This window comes from Streptomyces sp. NPDC025721, from assembly GCF_055558595.1.
In genome coordinates this window covers 1-24196 of sequence record NZ_JBVHMF010000029.1, presented here as the reverse complement: position 1 = coordinate 24196, position 24196 = coordinate 1, and the positions used below count along the sequence as shown (strand labels likewise).

Annotated in this window: 12 protein-coding genes; 8 read left to right on the top strand and 4 right to left on the bottom strand. The window is 73.1% G+C overall.

What is annotated here, in order from left to right:
* The first annotated feature begins 156 nt into the window (after positions 1-156).
* The 4 genes from ACZ4EF_RS30510 to ACZ4EF_RS30495 all read left to right on the top strand — a co-directional run bounded on the left by ACZ4EF_RS30510 (position 157) and on the right by ACZ4EF_RS30495 (position 5993).
* The gene (locus ACZ4EF_RS30510) at positions 157-1437 is read left to right on the top strand and encodes a carbohydrate ABC transporter permease (RefSeq protein WP_355343277.1); all 1281 of its coding nucleotides are present in this window, start codon (positions 157-159) and stop codon (positions 1435-1437) included.
* Positions 1438-1454: 17 nt separating this feature from the next.
* Positions 1455-2378 carry a carbohydrate ABC transporter permease gene (locus tag ACZ4EF_RS30505; protein ID WP_355343274.1) on the top strand — a complete coding sequence of 308 codons (924 nt, stop codon included), beginning with the start codon at positions 1455-1457 and terminating at the stop codon, positions 2376-2378.
* 172 nt (positions 2379-2550) lie between these two features.
* Positions 2551-3579: a class I SAM-dependent methyltransferase gene (locus ACZ4EF_RS30500; RefSeq protein WP_467507358.1), complete on the top strand. Its 1029-nt coding sequence runs from the start codon at positions 2551-2553 to the stop codon at positions 3577-3579.
* Between the two features lie 101 nt (positions 3580-3680).
* Positions 3681-5993: a bifunctional glycosyltransferase/CDP-glycerol:glycerophosphate glycerophosphotransferase gene (locus ACZ4EF_RS30495; RefSeq protein WP_401304962.1), complete on the top strand. Its 2313-nt coding sequence runs from the start codon at positions 3681-3683 to the stop codon at positions 5991-5993.
* Positions 5994-6167: 174 nt separating this feature from the next.
* Here the strand turns inward: ACZ4EF_RS30495 and ACZ4EF_RS30490 are convergent, their stop codons facing one another.
* A complete protein-coding gene (locus tag ACZ4EF_RS30490; protein WP_401304964.1) occupies positions 6168-8459 on the bottom strand; it encodes a bifunctional glycosyltransferase/CDP-glycerol:glycerophosphate glycerophosphotransferase in 2292 nt (763 codons plus the stop codon).
* A gap of 225 nt (positions 8460-8684) precedes the next feature.
* Between ACZ4EF_RS30490 and ACZ4EF_RS30485 the strand changes: the two genes are divergently transcribed.
* From ACZ4EF_RS30485 to ACZ4EF_RS30475, 3 genes are all read left to right on the top strand, one after another.
* Positions 8685-12386 (top strand): bifunctional glycosyltransferase/CDP-glycerol:glycerophosphate glycerophosphotransferase, encoded by a 3702-nt coding sequence (locus ACZ4EF_RS30485; protein ID WP_467507296.1) that lies wholly within the window; start codon positions 8685-8687, stop codon positions 12384-12386.
* A 120-nt stretch (positions 12387-12506) separates the two neighbouring features.
* Positions 12507-14117, top strand: coding sequence for a hypothetical protein (locus ACZ4EF_RS30480; RefSeq protein ID WP_467507294.1), 1611 nt, complete (start codon positions 12507-12509; stop codon positions 14115-14117).
* A gap of 273 nt (positions 14118-14390) precedes the next feature.
* On the top strand, positions 14391-16409 hold the full coding sequence (locus tag ACZ4EF_RS30475; RefSeq protein WP_467507292.1) for a serine/threonine-protein kinase: 2019 nt from the start codon (positions 14391-14393) through the stop codon (positions 16407-16409).
* 116 nt (positions 16410-16525) lie between these two features.
* Here ACZ4EF_RS30475 and ACZ4EF_RS30470 read toward each other — a convergent pair whose 3' ends face one another.
* The 3 genes from ACZ4EF_RS30470 to ACZ4EF_RS30460 form a co-directional block, all read right to left on the bottom strand.
* Positions 16526-21499, bottom strand: a complete 4974-nt coding sequence (locus tag ACZ4EF_RS30470) for an NAD-glutamate dehydrogenase (protein WP_355342928.1) — start codon at positions 21497-21499, stop codon at positions 16526-16528.
* Positions 21500-21885: 386 nt separating this feature from the next.
* Positions 21886-22563 (bottom strand): HAD family hydrolase, encoded by a 678-nt coding sequence (locus tag ACZ4EF_RS30465; RefSeq protein WP_355342925.1) that lies wholly within the window; start codon positions 22561-22563, stop codon positions 21886-21888.
* A gap of 207 nt (positions 22564-22770) precedes the next feature.
* Positions 22771-23277: a DUF6912 family protein gene (locus ACZ4EF_RS30460; RefSeq protein WP_402714018.1), complete on the bottom strand. Its 507-nt coding sequence runs from the start codon at positions 23275-23277 to the stop codon at positions 22771-22773.
* Positions 23278-23680: 403 nt separating this feature from the next.
* On the opposite strand from ACZ4EF_RS30460, the gene ACZ4EF_RS30455 reads away from it, so the two are divergent.
* Positions 23681-24070, top strand: coding sequence for an Rv3235 family protein (locus ACZ4EF_RS30455; RefSeq protein WP_391163995.1), 390 nt, complete (start codon positions 23681-23683; stop codon positions 24068-24070).
* Positions 24071-24196 lie beyond the last annotated feature (126 nt).

Below are 24196 nucleotides of genomic sequence, written 5' to 3'. Positions count from 1 at the left end.
CAAAGCAGTAAGACCACCCCCCCCCCCCCCCCCCCCCCCCCCCCCCCCCCCCCACCCCCCCCCCCCCCCCCCCCCCCCCCCCCCCCCCCCCCCCCCCCCCCGCCCGGCCCTCTGCCCGGCCCGCCCGCCAAGGGACCGGGCCGCCGCAGGAGCCTGATGGGCACCCGTCCCTGGGTGGCCGCGCTCTTCCTGCTGCCCGCCCTGATCCTGCTGGGCGCGCTCGTGGTGTACCCGATCGTCTACACCGTCCAGCGCAGCCTCTTCGACGCCGACGGCAGCGCCTTCGTCGGTCTGAAGAACTTCGGCACGGTCTTCACCGACCACGGCATCCTCACCGCCGTGCGCAACAACGCGATCTGGGTGGTGGTCGCGCCGACCGTGGCGACCGCCCTCGGTCTGGTCTTCGCCGTGCTCACCGAACGGGTGCGCTGGAGCACGGCGTTCAAGCTGGTCATCTTCATGCCGATGGCCATCTCGATGCTGGCGGCCGGGATCATCTTCCGGCTGGTGTACGAGCAGGACCCGGGGCGCGGCGTCGCGAACGCCGTGGTGGTCGCGGTCCATGACACGTTCACCGACAACGCGGCCTATCCGGGCGCCCGGCCGCGGCCCGGCGGCGATCTCGCGCCGAGCGCGGGCGGCTCCTTCACCACCAAGTCCACGGCCCGGCAGGGCAGTCCCGCGGATCTGCCGCTGATCGGCATCCCGCAGAACAAGCTGCCCTCGAACGCCGTGGACGCCAAGCCCGCGCCCTCGCAGCCGGATTCGGTGACCGGCACCGTATGGCTGGACTTCAGGCCCGGCGGCACCGGGAAGCCCGGTGTGATCGATCCGGGCGAGAAGGCGCTGTCCGGTGTGAAGGTGCAGGCGGTCAAGGACGGCAAGGTGGTGGCGACGGCGAAGTCCGGGAAGGACGGCACGTACAAGCTGCCCGCGTCCGCCGCCGGGGCCCAACTGCGGCTGCCCGCCTCGAACTTCTCCGGCAAGTACAACGGCGTCAACTGGCTCGGCCCGAATCTGATCACGCCGTCGATCATCGGCAGCTACATCTGGATGTGGGCGGGCTTCGCGATGGTGCTGATCGCGGCCGGTCTGGCCGGGGTGCCGCGGGAGCTGATGGAACAGGCGCGGGTGGACGGCGCCAACGAGTGGCAGGTGTTCCGCCGGATCACCGTGCCGCTGCTGGCCCCGGTCCTGGTGGTCGTCACGGTCACGCTGATGATCAACGTGCTGAAGATCTTCGACCTCGTGTACATCATCGCGCCCGGCAACACCCAGTCGGACGCGAACGTCCTGGCCCTCCAGCTCTATCTGTCGTCCTTCGGCGGCGGCGACAACCAGGGGGTGGGCAGCGCGATCGGTGTGATCCTGCTGCTGCTGGTCCTGCCGGTCATGATCTTCAACATCCGGCGGCTGCGCAGGGAGGGACGGCGATGAGCGCGGAATCGGCCGCCATGGCGGGCGGTCCTGAGACGGGCGGCCAGGCGGCGAAGGGCGACGCGGTGCCCGAGGCCGCGCCGAGGCCGAAGGAGAGTGTGGCCGCGCGGATCGCGGCCCGCGCGAGCGGCGGCCTGGTACGGGTCTTCCTGCTGGTGGTGGCGCTGTTCTGGCTGATGCCGACGATCGGGCTGCTGCTGTCGTCGCTGCGTACGCCGAGCGACATCTCGGCCAGCGGCTGGTGGAAGGTCTTCACCTCGCCGTCGGAGCTGACGGTCTCCAACTACCGCACGCTGCTGGACAATCACGCGATCACCGACTCGCTGGTGAACACCGCGCTGATCACCGTGCCCGCGACGCTGCTGGTCGTGGTGATCGGCTCGCTCGCCGGTTACGCCTTCGCCTGGATGGAGTTCCCGGGCCGCGACTGGTGGTTCATCGCCGTGGTGGCGATGCTGGTGGTGCCGGTGCAGGTGGCGCTGATCCCGGTCGCGCGGCTCTTCGGCGACATCGGGATCTTCGGTGACATCTCCGGTGTGGTGCTCTTCCACACCGCGTTCGGACTGCCCTTCGCGATCTTCCTGCTCCGCAACTTCTTCGCGGAGATCCCGCGCGAGCTGCTGGAGGCCGCGCGGCTGGACGGCGCGGGCGAGATCCGGCTGTTCGTGCGGGTGGTCATGCCGCTGGGCGGCCCGGCCATCGCGTCGCTGGGCATCTTCCAGTTCCTGTGGGTGTGGAACGACATGCTGGTCGCGCTGATCTTCGCCAACAGCGACGCGCAGCCGATCACGGTCGCCCTCCAGCAGCAGGTACGGCAGTTCGGCAACAACATCGACATCCTGGCGCCCGGCGCCTTCGTGTCGATGGTGGTCCCGCTGGTGGTCTTCTTCGCCTTCCAGCGGCAGTTCGTGTCCGGTGTGATGGCGGGCGCCGTCAAGTAGCCGCCACGGAGCCGTCCAGCGGCCGTCCAACAGCCGCCCGGGAGCCACCGGGTAGCCACCGGGGAGCGGCGCACGCGCGGGGCGGCGGAATATTCGGTACGAAACGGGGGGCGTCGGGCGCTTTACACTGACGCCCCCCACACCCGTACCGATCGGACATCCCCCCATGACCATGACCTCCGCCGAGGACCGGCTTCCCGCGCCCACCGAACTGGCCCAGGTCGAGGGCTGGTTCTTCCCCGTCGACCAGGTCCTCTTCGACTGGTTCCTGACCCGGCAGGTCAGCCGCACCGAGCCCGGCGACCTGCTGGAGGTGGGCGCCTATCTCGGCAAGAGCGCCATCTTCATGGGGAGTTACCTGCGCGAGGGCGACACCTTCACCGTCTGCGACCTGTTCGACGCCCCGGCCGAGGACAACGCCAACTCCGCCGAGATGAAGAAGTCGTACCCGACCTTGACCCGTCACTCGTTCGAGGCCAATTACCTCTCCTTCCACGACGAGCTGCCCGAGGTCGTCCAGGGCATGTCCTCGACGGTCAGGGACCGGGTCCAGCCGGTGTCGTGCCGGTTCGCGCACATCGACGCCTCGCACCTGTACGAGCACGTGCACGCCGACATCGAGACCTCGCGCGAGCTGCTGCACCCGCACGGCGTGGTGGCGCTGGACGACTACCGCTCGGCGCACTGTCCCGGCGTGGCCGCCGCCGTCTGGCAGGCGGTCACCTCCGGCGGGCTGCACGCGATCTGCGTGACCGAGAGCAAGATGTACGCCACCTGGGGGGATCCGGCCGAGATCCGCGCGGAGCTGCTGGCGTACGTGTCGGGCCGCGCCGACCTGTGGCACGAGGTGCAGACGGTGGCGGGCGCGCCGCTGCTGCGGGTCAAGGGCGACCGGGACCGTACGGTGTCGCCGTCGCAGCCGCCGTCCCGGCACGCGCCCGCCGCCGCACAAACCCCTGATCAGACCGCAGGCCAGACCGCGGCCCAGACAGCGGCGCAGACCGCGGAGCACGCCGAATCCGCCGCCGCGCGGACCGCGGGGCCCGCCGGGCGGCCCGAGCCGCAGGCCCCGACGGCCGCCTCCCCCGCCGCCCCCGCGCCGCGCCGCTCCCGGGCGCGCCGTCTGCTGGTCAACGTCCTGCCACCGATCATCACCAAAGCACTTGTACGGATCCGCGACTCGCGACGCGCCGGAGCGTAACCAGCGGCGCGGCCACGCGTTCCCTGGATATAACGGGCACTCCGCGCGAAAGCCATGGGCGCCCGTGCGCCCCTCGCCCCCGTGTCGAACCTGGATGTGCTGTGCCCCGCTTCAGCGTCGTCGTCCCCGTCTACCAGGTGCAGGCGTATCTGCACGCCTGTCTGAAATCCGTGCTCGACCAGTCCTTCGCCGATGTCGAACTGATCGTCGTGGACGACTGCTCCCCCGACGGCAGCGGCGCCATCGCCGACTCCTTCGCGGCCAGGGACGCCCGCGTCGAGGTGCTGCACCTGCCGGAGAACATCGGCCTCGGCCGGGCCCGCAACGCGGGTCTCGCCCGCGCCACCGGCGACTACGTCCTGTTCCTCGACTCCGACGACACCATGGTCCCCGGCTCGCTGGAGGCCGTCGCCGCCCGGATCGAGCGGACCGGCGAGCCGGACGTGCTGGTCTTCGACTACGCCCGCACGTACTGGAACGGCGACGTCCACCGCAATCAGTTCGCGGCGATCCTCAGCGAGACCGGCCCCGAGGTCTGCACGCTGGACGACCGGCCCGAGCTGCTGCGGCTGATCATGGTGGCCTGGAACAAGGCGTACCGCCGCGACTTCATCGAGAAGTCCGACATCGCCTTCCCCTCGGGCTACTACGAGGACACCCCGTGGACGTACCCGGTGCTGATGGCCGCCGGGTCGATCGCGCTGCTCGACCGGGTCTGCGTGCACTACCGGCAGCGGCGCGGCAGCGGCATCCTGCACACCACCAGCCGGCGGCACTTCGACATCTTCAAGCAGTACGACCTGCTGTTCGCGTTCCTCGACAGCCACCCGGAGCTGGAGCGGTGGCGGCCGGTGCTCTTCCGCCGGATACTGGATCACCTCACCACCGTCTTCAACTTCCCCGACCGGCTGCCGAATTCGTCGCGCCCGGAGTACTTCCGCCGCTGCCGTGCCCAGTACCGGCGGCTGCGGCCGAGCGGTTTCCGGGCCAGTCCCACCGGCCGCAGCGGGGTGCGGTACCTGCTGGTCGCGCTGGGCGCGCGGCGCACCTTCCAGGCGCTCGGCCGGGCGCACCGGCTGCGGCTGCGCGCCACCCACCGGGCGAGGGCGCTGTACGGCAGGCTGCGGACGACGGCGCTGCACGCGCACTACCGGGTGCAGCGGCGGCGCGCGCTCGACCCGGACCTGGCGGTGTTCTCCGCGTACTGGGACCGCGGCTACTCCTGCAATCCGGCGGCCGTCGAGGAGCGGCTGCGCGAACTGGCGCCGCACATGCGGACCGCGTGGGTGACCACCGCGGAGCACGCGCACACCCTGCCGCCGGGCGTACGGCGCCTGGAGCCGGGCTCGGCCGCGTACTGGACGGCGCTGGCCCGCGCCTCGTACCTGGTCAGCAACGTCAACTTCCACCGCAGGTACGCCAAGCGGCCCGGCCAGATCAATGTGCAGACCCACCACGGCACGCCGCTCAAGCACATGGGCATCGACCTCCAGGAGCACCCGGCCGCCGCGGGCACCACCGACTTCGAGCGGATGCTGCGGCACGTCGACCGCTGGGACTACAGCCTCTCGGCGAGCCGCCACTCCACGCTGGTCTGGGAGCGCGCCTACCCGTCGGGCTTCACGGCCCTGGAGTACGGCCAGCCGCGCACCGACATCTTCCACCGGGCCACCGCGCGCGACGTGCTGCGGCTGCGCGACGAACTCGGCATCCCGCGCGAGAGCACCGCCTTCCTCTACGCGCCCACGCACCGCGACTACCAGCGCGGTTACCGGCCCGCGCTCGACCTGGCGCGGATGGCCGACGCGCTGGGCCCCGACGTGGTGCTGCTGCGCCGCACCCACCACTTCTACCCGCCGGGCGACCCGCGCGACGGTCTGGACGACCGGGCCCCGCACCCGCGGGTCATCGACGTGTCGGGGCACCCGTCGGCGGAGGAGCTGTGCCTGGCCTCGGACGGCCTGATCACCGACTACTCGTCGCTGATGTTCGACTACGCGGGCCTCGACCGGCCGATCGTGCTGCACGCCGCGGACTGGGAGACCTACCGGGCCACCCGCGGCGCGTACTTCGACATCACCGCGCACCCGCCGGGCCTGGTGGCGCGCGGCGAGGACGAGTTGACCGACATCCTCGCCACGGGGGCCTGGCGCGGCCCGCGTTCGGCCGAACTGCGGGCCGCCTTCCGGCGCCGGTTCTGTCCCTACGACGACGGGCTCGCCGCCGAGCGCGTGGTGCGCCGGGTGTTCCTGCGCGAGGACGGCGGGCTGCCGCCCGTGATCCCGCCGGAGGACCGGCACCTGGCCCCGCCGCCGTCCCGCGCCCGCGCGCTGGCCCCGCTCGCGGCGGACGCCTCCGATCCGTCCGGCCCGCCGCCGCTGGAGCCCTCGGGGCCCGACCCGCGCAGCCTGTAGCGGCCCCAAGGGCCCCGGCGGCGCGGGCGGTTCACCCGATCGGGCCGCTCCCGCGGGCCCGGCGGTTCACACGCGCCCGGCGGTTCACGCGATCGGCCTTGGCCCCAGCGGCCCCCGCGCCTCAGCCGAGCGGCCGGCCCCAGCAGCTCCAGCGGCTCGCGCGCCTCCCGCGCCTCAGCCGAGCGGGACCGCCGGGCGCTCCCCCGCGGGTCCCGCCGTCGGGTCCGCGTCCCGCGCACCGGCCGGGGCCGGGGCGGGACGGCGGTCCTGGAGCGGGCGGTACGGCAGCAGCGAGGGCTCGCCGAGCAGCACCCGGCGCACCACGCGCTCGGCGGCGAGCCCGTCGTCGTACGCGCAGAACCGCTGCCGGAAGGCGGCCCGCAGCGCCGCCGCCTCGGGGCCGCGCCAGGCCCCCGTGCGGAAGGCGCGGGCCAGTCCCGCCTCGTCGCCCGCCACCACACCCGGCGTCTCGCCGTGCCGCCCGGACAGCAGGTCGAAGTAGACGCCGCGGGCGGCGCGGTACGCCTCCCAATCGGCGGCGTGCACGACGATCGGCCGGTCGAGGTTGGCGTAGTCGAACATCAGCGAGGAGAAGTCGCAGAGCAACGCGTCGGAGGCGAGGCTCAGTTCCTCGACGGACGGGTGCTGCGAGACGTCCATGATGGTGCCCGCCGCGTGCAGCGCCTCGAGCGCGTCGTTCTGCCCGTAGAAGTAGTGGGCGCGGACCATCAGCGTGTAGCCGGGGCCCAGTTCGCGGCAGAGCCGTTCCAGGTCGAGCGGGACGACGAAGGTCCGCTGGTAGTCGCGGTGGGTGGGCGCGTAGAGGATCGCGGTGGTGCCGGGGGCCAGGCCCAGGCTCTCGCGGGCGCGGCGGACCTCGTCGGCGCCCGCGGTGTGGAACACGTCGTTGCGCGGATAGCCGCTGGGCAGCGTCTCGTAACCGCTCGGGTAGACCCGCTCCCAGACCTCCGCGGAGTGCTGGTTGGCGGCCAGCGAGAAGTCCCACTGGTCGGCGTGGTCGAGCAGGCGGCCGAAACTCATGCCCTTGCCGACGGCCGGGCGGGCGCGCAGGTCCATGCCCATGTGCTTGAGCGGTGTGCCGTGGTGGGTCTGGAGGTAGACCTGCTCGGGGCGCTTGACGACCTGGCCGGTGAAGTTGGCGTTGTTCACCAGGTACTTGGCGCGGGCCAGCACGTCCCAGTAGCGGCGGGAGTTGACCACGACGTGGTCGACGCCGGGCGGCATCGCCTCGCGGTCCTTCTTGTTGACCACCCACACCCCGCGCAGGTGCGGGGCGATCTCCTGGGCCTTGTAGTAGACGGCCGCCGGGTTGCAGGACACCCCGCGGTTCCAATAGGCCGCGTAGACCACGAGGTTGGGGTCGACGGGGCGGCGCAGCCGCAGCCGGTAGTAGCGCTGGTAGACCGCGCGGCCCAGCGCGTTCTTGCGTGCCCTGATCCGGCGGGCCAGTTTGCGCGTCCACGCCTGGCCGCCGAGCGCCGCGCGGTAGCGGCCGTAGCTGCCGGTGCCCGCGGCCCGCAGCCAGCGGCCCTCGTTGCTGTCGGGCGCGGTCCAGCCCGCGGGCCGGTAGCGGCCCAGCAGCCGTCCCGCGCGCCGGACGTACTCCGGCCGGGCGTCGGGCGTCAGCGGCGAGCCGTCCTCGCCGACGGCCGCGAGCAGGACGGCCATCCGCCCGTACAGCGCGGCGCGTTGCTCCCGCTTGCGGTCCTCGGCCTCGTCGCCGCCGTCGATCTCGGCGAACAGCGCCTCGTACCGGTCGAGTACGGCCAGGTGGTGGCGGCCGGGCGTGGTGCCGACGCTGATCCCGCGCCGCTTGCGCCAGCGCACGCCGACCCGGTCCAGGCACGCGATGCCGGTGGCGGCGAGCAGGACGCGGGAGGCGACGGCGACGTCCTCGTACGCGCCCTCGCCGAAGCGGAAGCCGCGCTCCTCCCAGAAGGCGCGGCGCAGCAGCCGGTTCCAGACCGCGGGGTAGGTGCCCAGGCACTCGGGGCGGTCGGACGCGGTGAAGACGGAGTCGCCCGCCTCGCCGAGGAAGTCGGCGTCGTCGCTCTCCTGGATGTTCTCCCAGACGGTGAAGCGCTCGTGGTCGAAGAGCAGCACATCGGGGTCGCCGGTGGCGCGCAGCCGGGCGTCCGCGGCGGCCAGCGTGCCGGGCGTCATCAGGTCGTCGGCGTCCAGGAAGAGCAGGTAGTCGCCGGTCGCGAGGGCCGCGCCCGCGTCGCGCGCCGGTCCCGTGCCGCCGGTGCGGTCCAGCCGCAGCGGCTTGACCCGCGGGTCGGCGGCGGCGAATTCGGCGATGATCGCGCCGCTCGCGTCCGGTGAGGCGTCGTCGACGGCGACGACCTCGACGTCGGTGAAGGACTGCCCGAGCACCGACTCCAGACAGGCGCGCAGGAAGCCCTGTGCGCGGTGGACGGGGACGACGACGGTGATTCGGGGCATGACCATCCTGGACAGATCGAGACGTACCGGTACGGGATAGCGTCCGAGCGTACCAACCGGACACCCTGCGGCGGTTCACCCTTTCGCTCGTTCGGCTCACTCGCGGTGACCGGAAGGCGCTTCGGCGAGTTGAAGGAACGGCATTCGCATGCCGTCGTGCATGTGCCGTCGCGCGCGTGCCGTCATCCGTATGCCGTCGCCGTCCCGGAAGGACCGTTGCCCGCCATGACGCCCCGCCTCACTGTCGTCGTCCCCGTCTACAACGTCGAGCAGTACCTGGAGGAGTGCCTGCGGTCGATCGCGGCGCAGACCTTCACCGACCTCGATGTGGTGATGGTCGACGACGGATCGACGGACTCGGGCCCCGAGCTGGCCCAGGCGTTCGCCGACCGCGACCCGCGCTTCCGGCTGGTCGCGCAGCCCAACGGCGGCCTCGGCCACGCCCGCAACACCGGGGCGCGGAACGCGGCGCCGCAGACGTCGTACCTGACCTTCGTGGACAGCGACGACGTGCTGCCGCCGCGCGCGTACGAGAAGCTGGTCGGCCTGCTCGACCAGTCGGGCTCCGACTTCGCGACCGGCAACGTCTACCGGCTCACCACGCAGGGACGCAGCCAGGCGTGGCAGCACCGGGGCATGGACAAGACCGTGCGGCGCACGCACATCACCCGTGACCTGGGCCTGCTGTCCGACCGGGTGGCGTGGAACAAGGTCTTCCGCCGCTCCTTCTGGGACAAGCACCAACTGGCCTTCCCCGAGGGCGTGCTGTACGAGGACACGCCGCTGACCATTCCGGCGCACTTCCTCGCCGACGCCGTGGACGTGCTGCACGAGCACGTCTACTACTGGCGGATCCGCGAGGGCTCGATCACCCGCCGCCGCACCGACGTCAAGGGCGTACGCGACCGGATCGCGGCGGTCGACGGGGTCTCGCGGTTCCTGGCCGACCCGGCCAACACCCGCTGGAGCAAGCACAAGCGGGACTACGACCGGTCGGTGCTCACCGACGACCTGCTGTACTTCATCGAGGCCCTGCCGATGGCGGGACCGGAATACCACCAGGTCTTCCTCGACCGCGTCCGCGACTACCTCGGCCGCGTCGACCCGACGCTCTTCCCCGCGCTGCCCGCCGAACTGCGCATCCGCTGGGAGCTGATCAGGGAAGGGCGGCTGGCGGACCTGCTGGAGGTGCTGGCGCACGAACAGCACGGCGGGCGCACCGTGTTCGACATCGCGGGGCCGCCGCTGCGCAAGCGCGCGGTGGTCGTGCGCGGCGACGGCTCGCCCGTGCCGCTGCCGCGCGCGGTGACCGCCATCGGCACGAAGGACCTGCCGGTGGTCGCCCGGCTCAGCCAACTGGAGTGGCGGGACGGCAAGTTGATCCTCCGGGGCCACGCGTATGTGCGCAATGTGGACGCGGGCGCGCGCCGTACCTCGCTCAAGACGGCCGTGCTGATGTCCGGGCGCCGCAAGCTGCTGCTGCCGGTGCGGACCGTGCGGGTCCCCGAAGTGACCGACGGCGGACCGCAGGAGCGGCACTCGTACGACTGGTCCGGCTTCGAGATCACCGTCGACCCCAAGCGGCTGCGGGGCAAGGAGGGCTGGACGGCCGGGCAGTGGCGGCTCGGGATCGTCGTGGCGGCGGGCTCGGTGGTCCGCCCGGCGGCGCCGCGCGCCGACGACGCGGGCGCCGGGTCCTCGCCCGTCCCCTTCCCGCTGGACGACGACACCCGGCTCGTGCCCTGGTACAAGGACGGCCGGCTGCACCTGTCGGTCGAGCCGGTCACCCGCCGGATCACCGGTCACCGGGCGGACGGCGACGGCGGGGTCGTCTTCGGGATCGCTGTCCGCGACCGCAAGCCCCCGGTCGCGCTGCGGGCCACGCAGCAGACGACGGGCGCGGCCTTCGACTACCCGCTGACCGCCGACGCGGAGAGCACCGGCATCGACGGCTGGACGCGGCTGACGGCGCGCCTGGTCCTGGCCGACCTCGCGGGGGCGCGGCCCGACGTCGAGGGGCTGCCCAAGGAGGTCGCGCCGGAGACGGCCGCGGCCTGGTCGTTCGAGGCGGTCTTCGCCGACGGCGGCACCGCGCGGATCGCCGCCGACGGGCCGCTGCCGCAGGGGCGTTACGACCTCGGCGGCGACGCGCTGCTGGCCGGGGCCCGGCGCGAGCTGGTCGTCGACGCCACCGCGGCGGGCAATCTGCTGCTGCGCGACCGTACGCCCCAGCCGCTGGCCACCCATGTGGCGCGCGCCACCAACGGCACCCTCCTGGTCACCGGTGAACTCCCCGCCGACACCCCGCCCCCGGCCCGGCTGGTCCTGCGGCACGGCACGTACGCGGCCGAGGTAGGCGTCGAGGTGACGCTGGCGGCCAAGGGCGCGGACTCCGCTGCCGCCGAGGCGGCGGGGGCCGGGGTCGCCGGGGCCGCTGCGGCAGCGGGGGACGACGCCCCGCTCGCGGCGGGAACCCCGGCGCAGGCCGTGGCCGGAACGGCGTCTGCCGTGGCGGCGGAGCGAGCCGCGGGGCGGGGCCCGGCCGGCCCCGTACGCCGGTTCAGCGCCGCGCTGGACGTGTCGGCGCTGCCGCACGCAGGACGCTGGTATCTGCACCTGCGGGCGGCGGACGGCGGCGACGCCCCGGTGCGGATCGCGCGGGAGGCGTTCGCCGAGCTGCCGCTGCGGCTCCCGGCGGCGCCGGGCGCGCGGCCGGTGACGGTCGACCGGCGGTTCCACGACCACCTGTTCGTGGCGGCCGGATCGCCCGTGCCCGCGGCGGACCGCGGCCCGTACCGGCAGCGGATGCTGCGCGAGCGGCGCTACCCGGTGCTGCTGCGCCGCCCGTTGACCGACACCGTCCTCTACAGCAGCTTCGACGGCCGCGACTGCGCGGACTCGCCGCGCGCCGTCCACGACGAACTGGTGCGCAGGGGCGTCCCGTTCGACCATGTGTGGGTGGTGCGCGACCACACCGTGGCGGTGCCCGCGACCGCCCGCGCGGTGCTGCGCGGCAGCGACGACTGGTACGAGGCGCTGGCCCGCGGCCGCCATGTGGTGACCAACACGCATCTGCCCGCGTGGTTCCGCCGCCGCGAGGGCCAGCGGGTCGTCCAGACCTGGCACGGCGCGCCCGTGAAGCGGATCGGCCAGGACCTGGCGGGCACGCTGTGCGCCGACCTCACCCACATGTGGCCGCAGCCGAGCCTCGGCCACCAGTGGAGCGTGCTGCTCTCCCCCAACTCGCAGAGCACCCCGGCCCTGCGCCGCGCCCTTGACTTCGACGGCGAGGTCGCCGAGACCGGGCTGCCCCGTACCGACCTGCTCAGCAGCGAGGACCGCGACAAGGTGCGCGAGGAGGTACGGGCCAGGCTCGGCCTGCCGCCCGGCCGCACGGTCGTGCTGTACGCGCCGACGGTCCGCGACGACGAGGCGTACGACGCCGAGCACGCCCGGCTGCACCTGCCGCTCGACCTGGCGGCGATGGCGGCGGAGCTGACCACCAGCCATGTGCTGCTGGTCCGCTCGCACCCGCTGGTCGCCGACACCCTCCCGGCGGTGCCCGGCGGCTTCGTGCGGGACGTCTCCGCCCACCCCGACCTCGCGGAACTGCTGCTCGTCGCCGACGTGCTGGTCACCGACTACTCCTCGGTGCTCGCCGACTTCGCGGTCACCGGCCGCCCGGTGCTGCTGTTCACGCCCGACCTGCCGCACTACCGCGACACGCTGCGCGGCTTCACCTTCGACTACGAGGCCCAGGCGCCGGGGCCGCTGCTGCGCACCACGGACGAGCTGACCGCCGCGCTGCGCGACCCGGAGGCCGCCGTCCGGGGCCGCGCCGACGCCTACGCGGCCTTCCGCGCCGCCTTCTGCCACCTGGACGACGGAGGGGCCGCCGCCCGCGTGGCGGACCTGATGCTCGGCTGACCCCCTGACACCCTGACCGAACCGCCGCCGGAACACGGAGCTTGTCATGACATCGAGCGAATTGGCCCCCGCCGCACACCCGCCGCGGCCGCACGACCGCACCCTCCTCAAGGCCGCGCCTTGCCGTCACTGACGACCGGAGAGGTCACCGCGGGCGACGGCGCGGGCGACGAGCCGGGGGCCGGTACGGCCGACGGCGCCGCGGTCGCGGCCGGGCGGGCCGGTCTGCCCGCCCGGCTGCTGGAACGGGCGCGGGCCTGGCGGGTGACGCCGTACGCCGTCGTCGGGACGCTCTTCTGGTTGGTGGTCGCCGCGGCGGCCTGGCGTACGCCGATCGCCTCGGACTTCGGGCAGCACGCCTCGGCGGTGGAGCGGGTCAAGGCCGACTGGCGGCACCCGGCCAATCCGCTGCTCGACCTGCCGGGCACCGGCAGCCCGTACTTCTCGCCGTACATCGTGGCGCTCGGCCTGATCGCGCGGGCCACCGGCGCCGCCGGGCGGGAGGTCGTGCGCTGGTGCGGCCCGGTGAATCTGGCGGTGCTGGTCACCGGCGTCGGCGTGTACGCGCGGACGCTGAGCAGACGGCCGATGGCGCCGGTCTACGCGCTGCTGGCCTTCACCCTGCTGTGGGGCGTGCAGGGCAAGGAGTGGAGCGGCTTTTGCGGGGTGTGGTCGCTGACCCGCGGCGCCTCGTACCCGAGCGCCTTCGCGGTCGGCGTCACCTTCCACCTGTGGGCGCTCACCGACCGGCTGGCGCGCCGCCGTAGCACCGGCTGGGCCGGTTACGCCCTGCTGGGCGTGGCCTGCGGGCTGCTGCTGCTCATCCACCCGATCACCGCGCTGGCCGCGGCCGTCGGGATCGTGGCGGTGCTGACGGCCCGGCAGCGCGGCTGGTCGCGGCGGGTGACGGCGCGCTGGCTGCTGGCGGGCGCGCTCGCGCTGCTGGTGGCCGTGGCGTGGCCGTACTACGACGTGTTCTCGCTGGCCGGTGACACCACGGTCGACGCGGTGCACAAGCGGCTCTACATCCACCCCTGGCAGTGGTACGGGCTGGCGCTCGTCGGCCTCCCGCCGCTGCTGCTGCGCGCCCGGCGCGGCGTCCGCGACCCGCTGGTCCTGATGTTCGCCGCCTTCTGCCTGATCGTCGCCTACGGGTGGGTGAGCGGGCACTACACCTACGGGCGGGTCTTCGCGCTGCTGCTCGTGCCGCCGCAGTTCGCGCTCGCCGTGGAACTGGCCTCGATCCCGCCGTGGACCCGGCTGCGCGCGGTGCTCGCGCCCGTGGCCGCCGTCGCGCTCTGCTTCGGCGTGGCCGCGCAGATCGGCGCCGTCGTGCCGCAGCGCTTCCTGCCGGTGACCGTCGACCACCCGGTGCGCTGGCCGGGGTACGGCTGGGCCGCGGACCGCATGCCCGCCGACGCGGTGGTCCTCACCGACGGGTACTACGCCACGCACGTCCTGCCCGCCTACGGCTTCTTCCTGGTCGCCCCCACCTGGCCCGACCCGTCCACCCCGGCCGCCGAACGCGACCGCAGATTCGCCGCCGTGCGCACGTATCTGGACCCGAAGTCGACGGCGGCGCAGCGCGCCGCGGTCCAACGGCGGTACGGGGTCGGCTGGTTGCTGCTGACGAAATATCAGAAGGTGCCGCCTGGCGGGACCTTGGTGGCGACGGGGACCAGGACGGGTGACCGGCTGGTGCGGCTGGCGCCGGTGCCGGGCGAGTCGTGAGGCGGATACGGGGCGCGGCCCGATGCTGTTCCGGCCTCCGGCCCTGGGCCGTCCTCGGCGGGTGATGTCACCGAACGGCACCAAGGCGTCAGCGGGTTCGATACGACGTCCGCGCCTCGTACACACCCCCGGTAGCATCGTGCCCCGTTCGCCTACCGGGGGGTGCCCGAAATCTCCAGTCACGACAGCAGTTCGAGCGGTGGTCCGGTGCCGGGCGCGGGAGCGGTGCCGGGCGCGGGACCGGGTTCTGATCAGGGTCCGGGCGGGAGTCCGTTGCAGGCGCTGGAGCCGCAGGACCCGCGCGAGGTGGCCGGTTACCGGCTGCTGGCCCGGATCGGCGAGGGCGGGATGGGGTCGGTCTACCTCTCGCACACCCGCGGCGGACAGCCGGTCGCGCTGAAGGTGATCCGGCGCGAATACGCGCAGGACCAGGAGTTCAGGCGGCGCTTCCAGCAGGAGGTGCAGTCCGCGCGCCGGGTGCAGGGCTACCACGTGGTGCCGGTCGTCGACCACGACACCACCGGCAACCGGCCCTGGCTGGCGACCAGTTACATTCCGGGGCTGCCGCTGGACGACGCGCTCGCCCGGTACGGGGCGCTGCCGGTGGCCACCGCGCTGCAACTGGTGGGCTGCGCGGCGGAGGCGCTGCGCGCGGTGCACGCGGCGGGCGTCATCCACCGCGACCTCAAGCCCAGCAATGTGCTGCTCGGCGCGGGCGGCCCCTGGGTGATCGACTTCGGCATCGCGCGCGCGGCGGACTCCACGCAGCTCACCCGCAGCGGCGGCCTGATCGGCACCCCGCAGTACATGTCGCCCGAGCACGCCAACGGGCACGAACTCACCCCGGCCACCGACCTGTTCTCGCTCGGCCTGATCGCCGCGGTCGCCGCCACCGGACGGCACCCGTACGGCACGGCGGGCGCGATCACGCTCGCCACGCAGATAGCCAACACCGCCGTCCGGCCGCCCGACCTGTCCGGTTACCCCGACGAGCTGCGGACCGTCCTGGAGCGCTGCCTGACCGCGGACCCGGCGGCCCGGCCCACCCCCGCGGAGCTGGCCGAGCTGTGCGAGCGCGGCGCGGGCCGCCCGCTGCGGGACTTCAGCGGCTGGCTGCCGCAGCCGCTCGCGGCCGAGATAGCCCGGCGGGAGGCCGCCGCGGCCCTGCCGCCGGCCCCGGCACCGCCTGCCGCGCCCGCCGCGCCGCCGCACATACCGGCGCCCGCCGTACCACCCGCCGTACCGCCCGCGATGCCGCAGGGGGCACCGCGGGCCGCACCGCCCGCCGGGACGGGTGCCGCGCCCTCCGGCCCGTACGCGCCGGGTCCGTACACGCCGGGTCCGTACGCGTCAGGCCCGTACACCTCGGGCATGTTCGGGCCGACGAATGTGGACGGCCCCGCGACCGGCGCCCACGGAGCCACCGGCCACGGGGACGGAAGCGGTCGTGCGAGCGGTCCCGAGAGCGGTCCCGGAGACGGGAAAGGGCGCGGTCCCGGAAACGGGCAAGGGCGCGGTCCCGGAAACGGGAACGGGAACGAGGGCCACGACGGGAACGGGCACGACGGGCAGAGCCGGGTCCCCAGCGGCCGGACGCAGAAGGTGATGGCCATCGGCGGCAGCGTCCTGGCCGTGATCCTCGCGGTGACGCTCACCTACGCCTTCACCCACTCCGACGGCAAGGGCGACGACAAGGGACCGCAGGGCACGTCGCCGCTCGGCGGCGGCCCCGGCACCTCCACCTCCCAGTCCCCCGCTGCCGCTCCGACCACCGGGCCCGCGAGCACCGCCCCGACCGGCTCCCCCGGCGGCTCCTCTGCCGACCCGGGCACACCCGGCGGCGGGCAGCCGCAAGTCATCTTCCAGGACCGCAAGTTCACCATCCGCTCGCCCGCCTGGAACCACGGCACGCATGTGGACCTGGACAGCGCGAGGGTCGAGCCGAACGGCCAGATCGGCGACACCGACGGCTACGAGATCGAGTACCAGGACTGGGCCGACGGCAGCATGCGGTTCCTCACCACCTTCGGCCGGGCCGACGGCACCGACTACCAGGCGTGCAGGAACGGCGTCGGCGCCGACGCGCTGTCCGGCGAGATCTACCGGGGCGACCTCGCCAAGGACACGTACATCGCCAAGGGCACGGTGCTGTGCACGGTGACCTCGGAGGGCAATCTGGCCATGCTGAAGGTCACCGACGTCACGCCGTCCGGCAACATGATGACCGACCCGATGCCGACGTACTCCACGCTGCTGACGGTGTGGAAGATGCCGGACGCGCCCACGCCGTAGCGCGGTCGGGCCCGGCGGGCGGGCACTTGCGCACAAGTGCCGCCCACCGGGCCCGCGTTCAGCCGCACCGCCGCGCACGCACCGCCGCGACCGTACGGCCCAGCGGTGCGTACGGCTCAGCGGTGCGTGCGCAGCAGCGTACGGAAGGTCCGCATCGCCACCGACAGACTCGCCAGGTCGAACTCCTCGGCGCCCTGGATCTCCTCAAGGGTGGTGCGGGCGCGGCCGATCAGCCCCGCGTTCTGCTCCTCCCACGCCGTGTAGCGCTGCTCTGGCGTGGACCCTTCGGGGCCCGCCGTCAGCACGTCGGCGGTGAGTGCCGCGTGGGCCGCGAAGAGGTCCTCGCGGATGGCGGCGCGGGCCATGGACTGCCAACGGTCGGCGCGCGGCAGCAGGATGATCCGGTCCAGGAGCTGCGTGATCCCCAGCCGGTCGGCGAGGTCGAAGTAGACCTCGGCGACGTCCAGCGGCTCCTTGCCGGTGCGGTCCGCGACATCGACGATGTCGAGCGCCGGGAAGGCCGCGGAGAATCCGGCGACCCGGGTGGCCAGTTCGTCCGGCACCCCCGCCGCGGTCAGCTCGTCGCGCAGCGACCGGTACCAGTCCGCGTCCGCGCCGCGCAGCAGCTTGGGCTGGTGGGACCAGACCGCGGCGACGCCCTCGGCGAAGAAGTCGATGGTCTCGGCGATCTGGAGCGGCTGGAGGCGGTTGTTGAGCAGCCAGCGGGTGGCGCGCTCGACCAGCCGCCGCGAGTGCAGCCTGATCCGGGTCTGCACGTCGGCGGCGACGATGTTGTCCAGCGCCTCCACCGCGTCCCAGATCTCGGCGAGACCGAAGATCGCGCGGGCGGCCGTGTGGGCCCGCACGATCTCCTCCGTGGTGGCACCGATCTCCTCGCGGAAGCGGTGCAGGAAGGTCGTGCCGCCGGAGTTCACCGTGTCGTTGACCAGGACGGTCGTGATGATCTCGCGGTGCAGCGCGTGGTTGTCGATCTGCCGCTCGAAGCGCTCCCGCAGCGGCACGGGGAAGTACGCGTGCAGCAGGGAGCGCAGGTACGGGTCGTCGGGCAGTTCGGTGTGGACCAGTTCCTCGGCCGTGGTGATCTTGGCGTAGGCGAGGATCACCGCCAACTCCGGCTGCGTCAGGCCCTGTCCGGCCGCCAGCCGCTCGCGGATCTGCCGGTCGGTCGGCAGGAACTCCAGCGCCCGGTCCAGGTGGCCGTCGCGCACCAGGCGGCGGATGAACCGCTGGTGGGCGTGGAGCAGACTCGGGGCCTGCTCCATGCTGTTGGCGAGCGAGACGTTCTGCGCGTAGTTGTTGCGCAGCACCAGGTCGCCGACCTCGTGGGTCATCTCCGCGAGCAGCGAATTGCGCTGCTTGACGGTCATGTCCCCTTCGGCCACGACGCTGTTGAGCAGGATCTTGATGTTGACCTCGTGGTCCGAGGCGTCCACACCCGCGCTGTTGTCGATCGCGTCGGTGTTGATGTGGCCGCCGGTCCCCTCCGGGCCGCCGTTCAGGGCGAATTCGATCCGGCCGAGCTGGGTGAAGCCCAGATTGCCGCCCTCGCCGACGACCTTGACCCGCAGTTCCGCGCCGTCGATCCGGATCGCGTCGTTGGCCTTGTCACCGACGTCGGCCTGCGACTCGGTGGACGCCTTGACGTAGGTGCCGATGCCGCCGTTCCACAGCAGGTCCACCGGGGCCTGGAGGATCGCCTTCATCAGCTCGGCGGGGGTGATCTTCGCGGTGGCGGTCTCGATGCCGAGCGCCTTGCGGATCTGCGCGTTGAGCGGGATCGCCTTGGCGGTACGGGGGAAGATCCCGCCGCCCGACGACAGCAACTTGGTGTCGTAGTCGGCCCAACTGCTGCGCGGCAGCTCGAAGATGCGGCGCCGCTCGGCGTAGGACGTGGCCGCGTCCGGCTTCGGGTCGAGGAAGATGTGCCGGTGGTCGAAGGCCGCGACCAGCCGGATGTGCTCCGACAGCAGCATGCCGTTGCCGAACACGTCACCGGACATGTCGCCGATGCCGACGACGGTGAAGTCCTCTTCCTGGGTGTTGACGCCCATCTCGCGGAAGTGCCGCTTCACCGACTCCCAGGCGCCACTGGAGGTGATGGCCATCTTCTTGTGGTCGTAGCCGACCGAGCCGCCGGAGGCGAAGGCGTCGCCGAGCCAGAAGCCGTACGACACCGCGACCTCGTTGGCGATGTCGGAGAACGACGCGGTGCCCTTGTCCGCGGCGACGACCAGATACGTGTCGTCCTCGTCGTGCCTGACCACGTCCGTCGGCGGCACGACCTCGCCGCCGACGAGATTGTCGGTGATGTCGAGCAGGCCGGAGATGAACGTCTTGTACGAGGCGATGCCCTCGGCCAGCCAGGCGTCGCGGTCGGCGGCCGGGTCGGGCAGCCGCTTGCCGACGAAGCCGCCCTTCGCGCCGACCGGCACGATGACGGTGTTCTTCACCATCTGCGCCTTGACCAGGCCCAGCACCTCGGTACGGAAGTCCTCGCGCCGGTCGGACCAGCGCAGACCGCCGCGGGCGACCTTGCCGAACCGCAGGTGGACGCCCTCGACCCGCGGGGAGTACACCCAGATCTCGAACGCCGGGCGGGGCGCGGGCAGTTCGGGGATGGCCTGCGGGTCGAACTTCATCGACAGGTAGTCGTGCGGCTGCCCGTCGTCGCGGCGCTGGAAGTAGTTGGTGCGCAGCGTCGCCTTGATCAGGGTGAGGAAGGCCCGCAGGATGCGGTCCTCGTCGAGGCTGGCGACCTGGTCGAGCGCGCCGTCCAGCTCCTCCAGCAGCCCGTCGGTCAGCTCGCTGCCGGCCCGCTGGTGGTCCGGCGAGAAGCGGGCCTGGAAGAGGTTGACCAGCAGCCGGGTGGTGTGGACGTTGGTACGGAGGGTGTCCTCCATGTAGTCCTGGCTGAAGGTGGACCCGGCCTGCCGCAGGTACTTGGCGTACGCGCGCAGCACCATCGCCTCGCGCCACTCCAGACCGGCGCGCAGCACCAGGGAGTTGAAGCCGTCGTTCTCCGCCTTGTCGGTCCAGGTCGCGGCGAAGGCCGCCTGGAACCGCTCGCGGGCGTCGTCGCCGAGGTCGCCGAGGCTGGGGTCCAGGCGCAGCCCGAAGTCGTAGACCCAGGCGCGGGTCTGGTCCGAGCGGCGCAGTTCGTACGGCCGCTCGTCGACGACCTCGACGCCGAGCCGCTGGAGCACCGGCAGGACGGCGGACAGCGAGACGGGCGCGCCGGTGCGGTAGATCTTGAAGCGGCGCTCGTCGCTGGCGCCGCCGACCGGCTCGTACAGGCTGAGGGTGAAGTCGTCGGCGCCCAGGCCCTCGATGTGCTGGAGGTCGGCGACGGCGACGCGCGGTGCGAAGTCGGCGCGGTAGCCGTCGGGGAACGCGTGCGCGTACCGCCGGGTCAGCTCGGCCGCGCGCTCCTCGCCGCACTCGGCGGTCAGCGCCTCGCCGAAGCCGTCGGCCCAGGAGCGGGTCGCGTCGGAGAGCCGGCTCTCGATCCGCTCGACGTCGGCGTCGGTGATGTCGGGCAGCGGCGCGCCGGGTTCGACGCGGATGACGAAGTGCAGCCGGGACAGCACCGATTCGGTGTTCCAGGCGGTGAAGTCGGCGCTTCGGCCGCCCAGTTCGTCCTGGAGGATGTTGGTCAGGCGCAGCCGTACCGCCGTGGTGTAGCGGTCGCGCGGCAGGTAGACCAGCGCCGAGTAGTAGCGGCCGTACTCGTCCTGCCGCAGGAACAGCCGCAGCTTCCGGCGCTCCTGGAGGTACAGCACGCTGGTGGCGATGGACCGCAGCTCGTCGGCGGGGGTCTGGAACAGCTCGTCGCGCGGGTACGTCTCCAGGATCTGGAGCAGGTCGCGGCCGTCGTGGCTGTGGGCGGTGAATCCGGCGCCTTCGAGGACTTCCTCGACCTTGCGGCGGACCACCGGGACCCGGCGGATCGACTCGGTGTAGGCGGTGGAGGAGAACAGGCCGAGGAAGCGGCGCTCGCCGATCACATTGCCCTCGGCGTCGAACTTCTTCACGCCGACGTAGTCCAGATACGAGGGACGGTGCACGGTGGAGCGGCTGTTGGCCTTGGTGAGGATCAGCAGCCGGTGTTCGCGGGCCTTGGCGCGGGCGTCGGCGGGCAGCCTGCTGAACGACGGGGAGCCGGGGTGCCCGAGGTGGGTGTGGTGGCCCGGGTCGGTGCCGTCGGTGCCGGGGTGCACCGGGTCGGAGCGCAGGATGCCGAGACCGGTGCCGGGGACGGCGACCAGCACGTCCTCGGTGGAGCCGTCGGGCTCGGTGTCGGTGGTCAGCTCGTACTCGCGGTAGCCGAGGAAGGTGAAGTGGTCGTCGTTGAGCCAGCGCAGCAGCTCGACGGCCTCGCTGACCTCGCGCTCGGGCAGCGGCGGCGGGGTCGCGGACAGCTCGTCGGCGATGCGCTTGGTGGACTCGCGCATCTTCGCCCAGTCCTCGACGGACTCGCGGACGTCGGAGAGCACGCGGCGCAGGTCCGCGGTGATCTCCTTGAGGTCGGCGCGGTCGGTCTCGCGGTCGATCTCGACGTGGATCCAGGACTCGACCAGCACGTCGTGCGGGAGCGAGCCGTCCTCGGGTCCGCACCCCGGGGCGACGATCTCCAGCAGCTTGCCGGTCACGTCGCGGCGGACCAGGAACTGCGGGTGGAAGACGACGTGGATGCCGCGGTCGGCCTGGGTGAGCGCGTTGGTGACCGAGTCGACGAGGAAGGGCATGTCGTCGGTCACGACCTGGACGACGGTGTGGCTGGACTGCCAGCCGTTCTCCTCGACGGTGGGGGTGTGCACCCGGACGCTGGCACTGCCCTGCGGGCGTACCTCCGCGAGCCGGTAGTGGGAGACTGCCGCGCCGAAGACATCGACCGGATTGCGGTCGTTGAGGTCCTCGGGTGCGCTGTGCAGGTAGTAACCCCGGAGGAACGCCGTCAGCGCCTCTGTGTCGCGGCCCTGGCCGGGTAGTCCCCCCGTCTGGCTGTTCTCAGCGACCTTGGCTGCTCGTTCCAGCAGTTCGGCCTTGGCTTCGTCCAGCTTGGTCTGCATGTCCTCTGACTCCTGTCGCGCGCCATTGCGTGACGTCGGGTGATGGCAGGACGTCACGTGACGCGGGGTATCCGCTACGGGACGACGCTATGCCGGAAGAGGGGTCCGCCGTGCCCGTACGCACGCGGTGGCCCCTGATGAACTGATCAACGTTGATCACGCCGCAAGGCTATCGCTCGCTCACGGGTGCCTGTCAGGAGACGTCTTCGTACAAATGCACTGCACACCTTTGGCCCCTCTGGACAGGAACCGGGCGGGAACAGGACCGGGACGAGACGGCGAACAGTCGATGCGGAGGTGATGATTCCGGCGTTGGAGCGGGGCACGGACCGGGCCCGAGCGTCGATTCGGGAGCCCGGCGGCAGGGCCTGTCCGGCGGACACGCCCTAGCCCGCGGCTATTCGCTCGGCTTCCACGACGGCGGCGGCGAGGCTGTCGACCACCGGCACCCCGGCGCTCTCCAGGCTGGCGCGGCTGTGCGAGCCGCCGGTGTACAGCACGGCGTGCGCGCCGACGTGGGCGGCGGCCACCGCGTCGTCGAGCGCGTCACCGATCACCACGATCCGGCCGGGGTCGGCGGCGACGTCGGCGAGCGCGGCGAGGTGGCGGGCCATCTGCGCGGCCTTGCCCTGATTGGAGGGGCCGGTACGGCCGTCCACCCGGACGAAGTGCTCCATGATGCCGTGCGAGGTCACCACGGGCAGCAGATTGTCCTGCGGGGCGAGCGAGCACAGCGACTGCGTGAGCCCGGCGGCCCGGCGCGCGGCCAGCAGCTCGGCCGCGCCCTCGGCGAGGCCGCAGCGGCCGGCCAGCGCCCAGTAGTGGCGGTGGAAGGCGGCGTCCATCACCTCCCACTCGGCGTCGGTCGGCAGCCGTCCCATCAGCCGCTCGTAGAACCGGGGCACGGGCACGCAGTACAGCTCCTGGTACCGCTCCAGGGTGATCGGGGCCAGGCCCAGCTCGGCGAACGAGGCGTTCGTCGCCTCGATCACCGCGTCGATGTCGTGGAAAAGGGTGCCGTTCCAGTCCCACACCAGATGCGTGCCTACGGAATGCGTGCTCACTCCACGAACCGTACTCGCGGGGTGTGACAGCCCGGTGCCCGAGGGTGGGGTCCCGGCCACGCGGGGCCGCCGTACGACCGGGCGGGGGCCGAACGGATTCAGCCGATCAGGTGCCCGGGCGGTCGGATGCCGGGGCGCTCACGCGGTCGGGCGTTCAGCCGGTCGGGCGTTCAGCCGGTCGCGCGCTCGGGTCCTCGCGCGCCGGGGTCAGGAGATGAGGTTGGGGATCTCCTGCGTCGCGTACCAGAGCAGGTCGTGGTCCTCGGCGCCGTCCACGGTGAACTGCGCGTCGTCGTCGCCCATGTCGGCCGCGCCCACGGCCGCCGCGGCGGCCGTCACATCGGTCCGCGCGTCGTCGGCGTCCACGTGCACCGCGGCCGCCTTGGACAGCGGCACGGCGCGCGCCAGGCGGACCTCGCCGAGCGAGCCGGGGTCCAGGCCGTGGTCCGGGTCGTACGTCACGGCGGCGTCGTCCACGTCCACGGCGACGACCACCCGGCGGCGCGGGGTGTCCGGGTGCACGGCCAGCAGCCGCAGCGACGCCTGGGCGGCGCGGTTGAGGGCCGCGTACTCCAGCTCCTCGATGTCGTCCGAGACGTACCACTCGCGCAGGCTCGGCGTCACCGCGTAGGCGTCCAGCGGTACGGGCCCCAGCTCGCCCGCCTTGTACGCCTCGGCGAGACCGGCCAGGGTCGTTGGAATATAGACGCGCATGGCGTGAAGCATACGTGCGCCACCACGCGAATAGGTGAATTCCTCCGCGCCCTGCGTCGGACGGCACCCCGCTTGCCAGCCCCTCCCCGAGGGTCCTAGAACCGCCCTGTCACCGCCCTACCCGCCAGTAGCGACCACAGGGGAAGCACCCGTGCAGACGACGCCGCCGCAGCCGCCCGTAACCGTGCCCGTACCCGGAACCCCGGCACCTCCCCTGCCCGCTCCCGCTCTGCCGCGCGCCGCGGGCGTGGAGCGGCGTACGGCGGGCGGCGCCGGTCCGCCCGGACGCAGAGACAGCCGACGGCCCGGCGGGCGGCCAGGCGGGCGTCCAGGCGCCGCGGCGAGGCCGGCGGGAGGCGCGGCGAGCGGGGGCACCGGCTCGGTTCCGGTCCCGGCGAGGTCCGTGGCGGTCGTGACGCGGCCGGGGACGGCGCCGCGCCCGCCCGCGCCGCACCTGTGGTTCGCCGGGCGCCTGCTCGACGTGCTGACCGGGCGCAGCCCCGTGACGTCGCTGGCCGGACGCGTCAGGGACGAGGCGTACCAACGGCTGTGGGAGCTGCACGGCGCCCGCGCCGACTGGCGGCTGCGGGCCCGCGGCCGTACCCCCTACGTGTACCGGTGCCGCTGCTTCCGCACCGCGGACGGCGCCCTGGAGGTGGCGGCCGTCGTCGCCCTGGACCAGGACGTCTTCCGCGCCCTGGCCTTCCGGCTCGAACCCTCGGGGGCCGCCGCGCCGCCCTCGGCGGGCTACGGGCAGGCCCGCTGGCGGTGCACGGCGGTCCAGGCGGGCTGACCTCCCGCGGGTGAGCGTCTTGGACGCGGCACGGGGGGGGGGGGGGGGGGGGGGGGGGGGGGGGGGGGGGGGGGGGGGGGGGGGGGGGGGGGGGGGGGGGGGGGGGGGGGGGGGGGGGGGGGGGGG

Excerpts from the sequence above, each read along its gene's own strand:
- ACZ4EF_RS30460 (WP_402714018.1), bottom strand. The coding sequence starts at position 23,277 with ATGCGCGTCTATATTCCAACGACCCTGGCCGGTCTCGCCGAGGCGTAC.
- ACZ4EF_RS30485 (WP_467507296.1), top strand. The coding sequence starts at position 8,685 with ATGACGCCCCGCCTCACTGTCGTCGTCCCCGTCTACAACGTCGAGCAG.
- ACZ4EF_RS30490 (WP_401304964.1), bottom strand. The coding sequence starts at position 8,459 with ATGCCCCGAATCACCGTCGTCGTCCCCGTCCACCGCGCACAGGGCTTC.
- ACZ4EF_RS30470 (WP_355342928.1), bottom strand. The coding sequence starts at position 21,499 with ATGCAGACCAAGCTGGACGAAGCCAAGGCCGAACTGCTGGAACGAGCA.
- ACZ4EF_RS30500 (WP_467507358.1), top strand. The coding sequence starts at position 2,551 with ATGACCTCCGCCGAGGACCGGCTTCCCGCGCCCACCGAACTGGCCCAG.
- ACZ4EF_RS30510 (WP_355343277.1), top strand. The coding sequence starts at position 157 with ATGGGCACCCGTCCCTGGGTGGCCGCGCTCTTCCTGCTGCCCGCCCTG.
- ACZ4EF_RS30505 (WP_355343274.1), top strand. The coding sequence starts at position 1,455 with ATGGCGGGCGGTCCTGAGACGGGCGGCCAGGCGGCGAAGGGCGACGCG.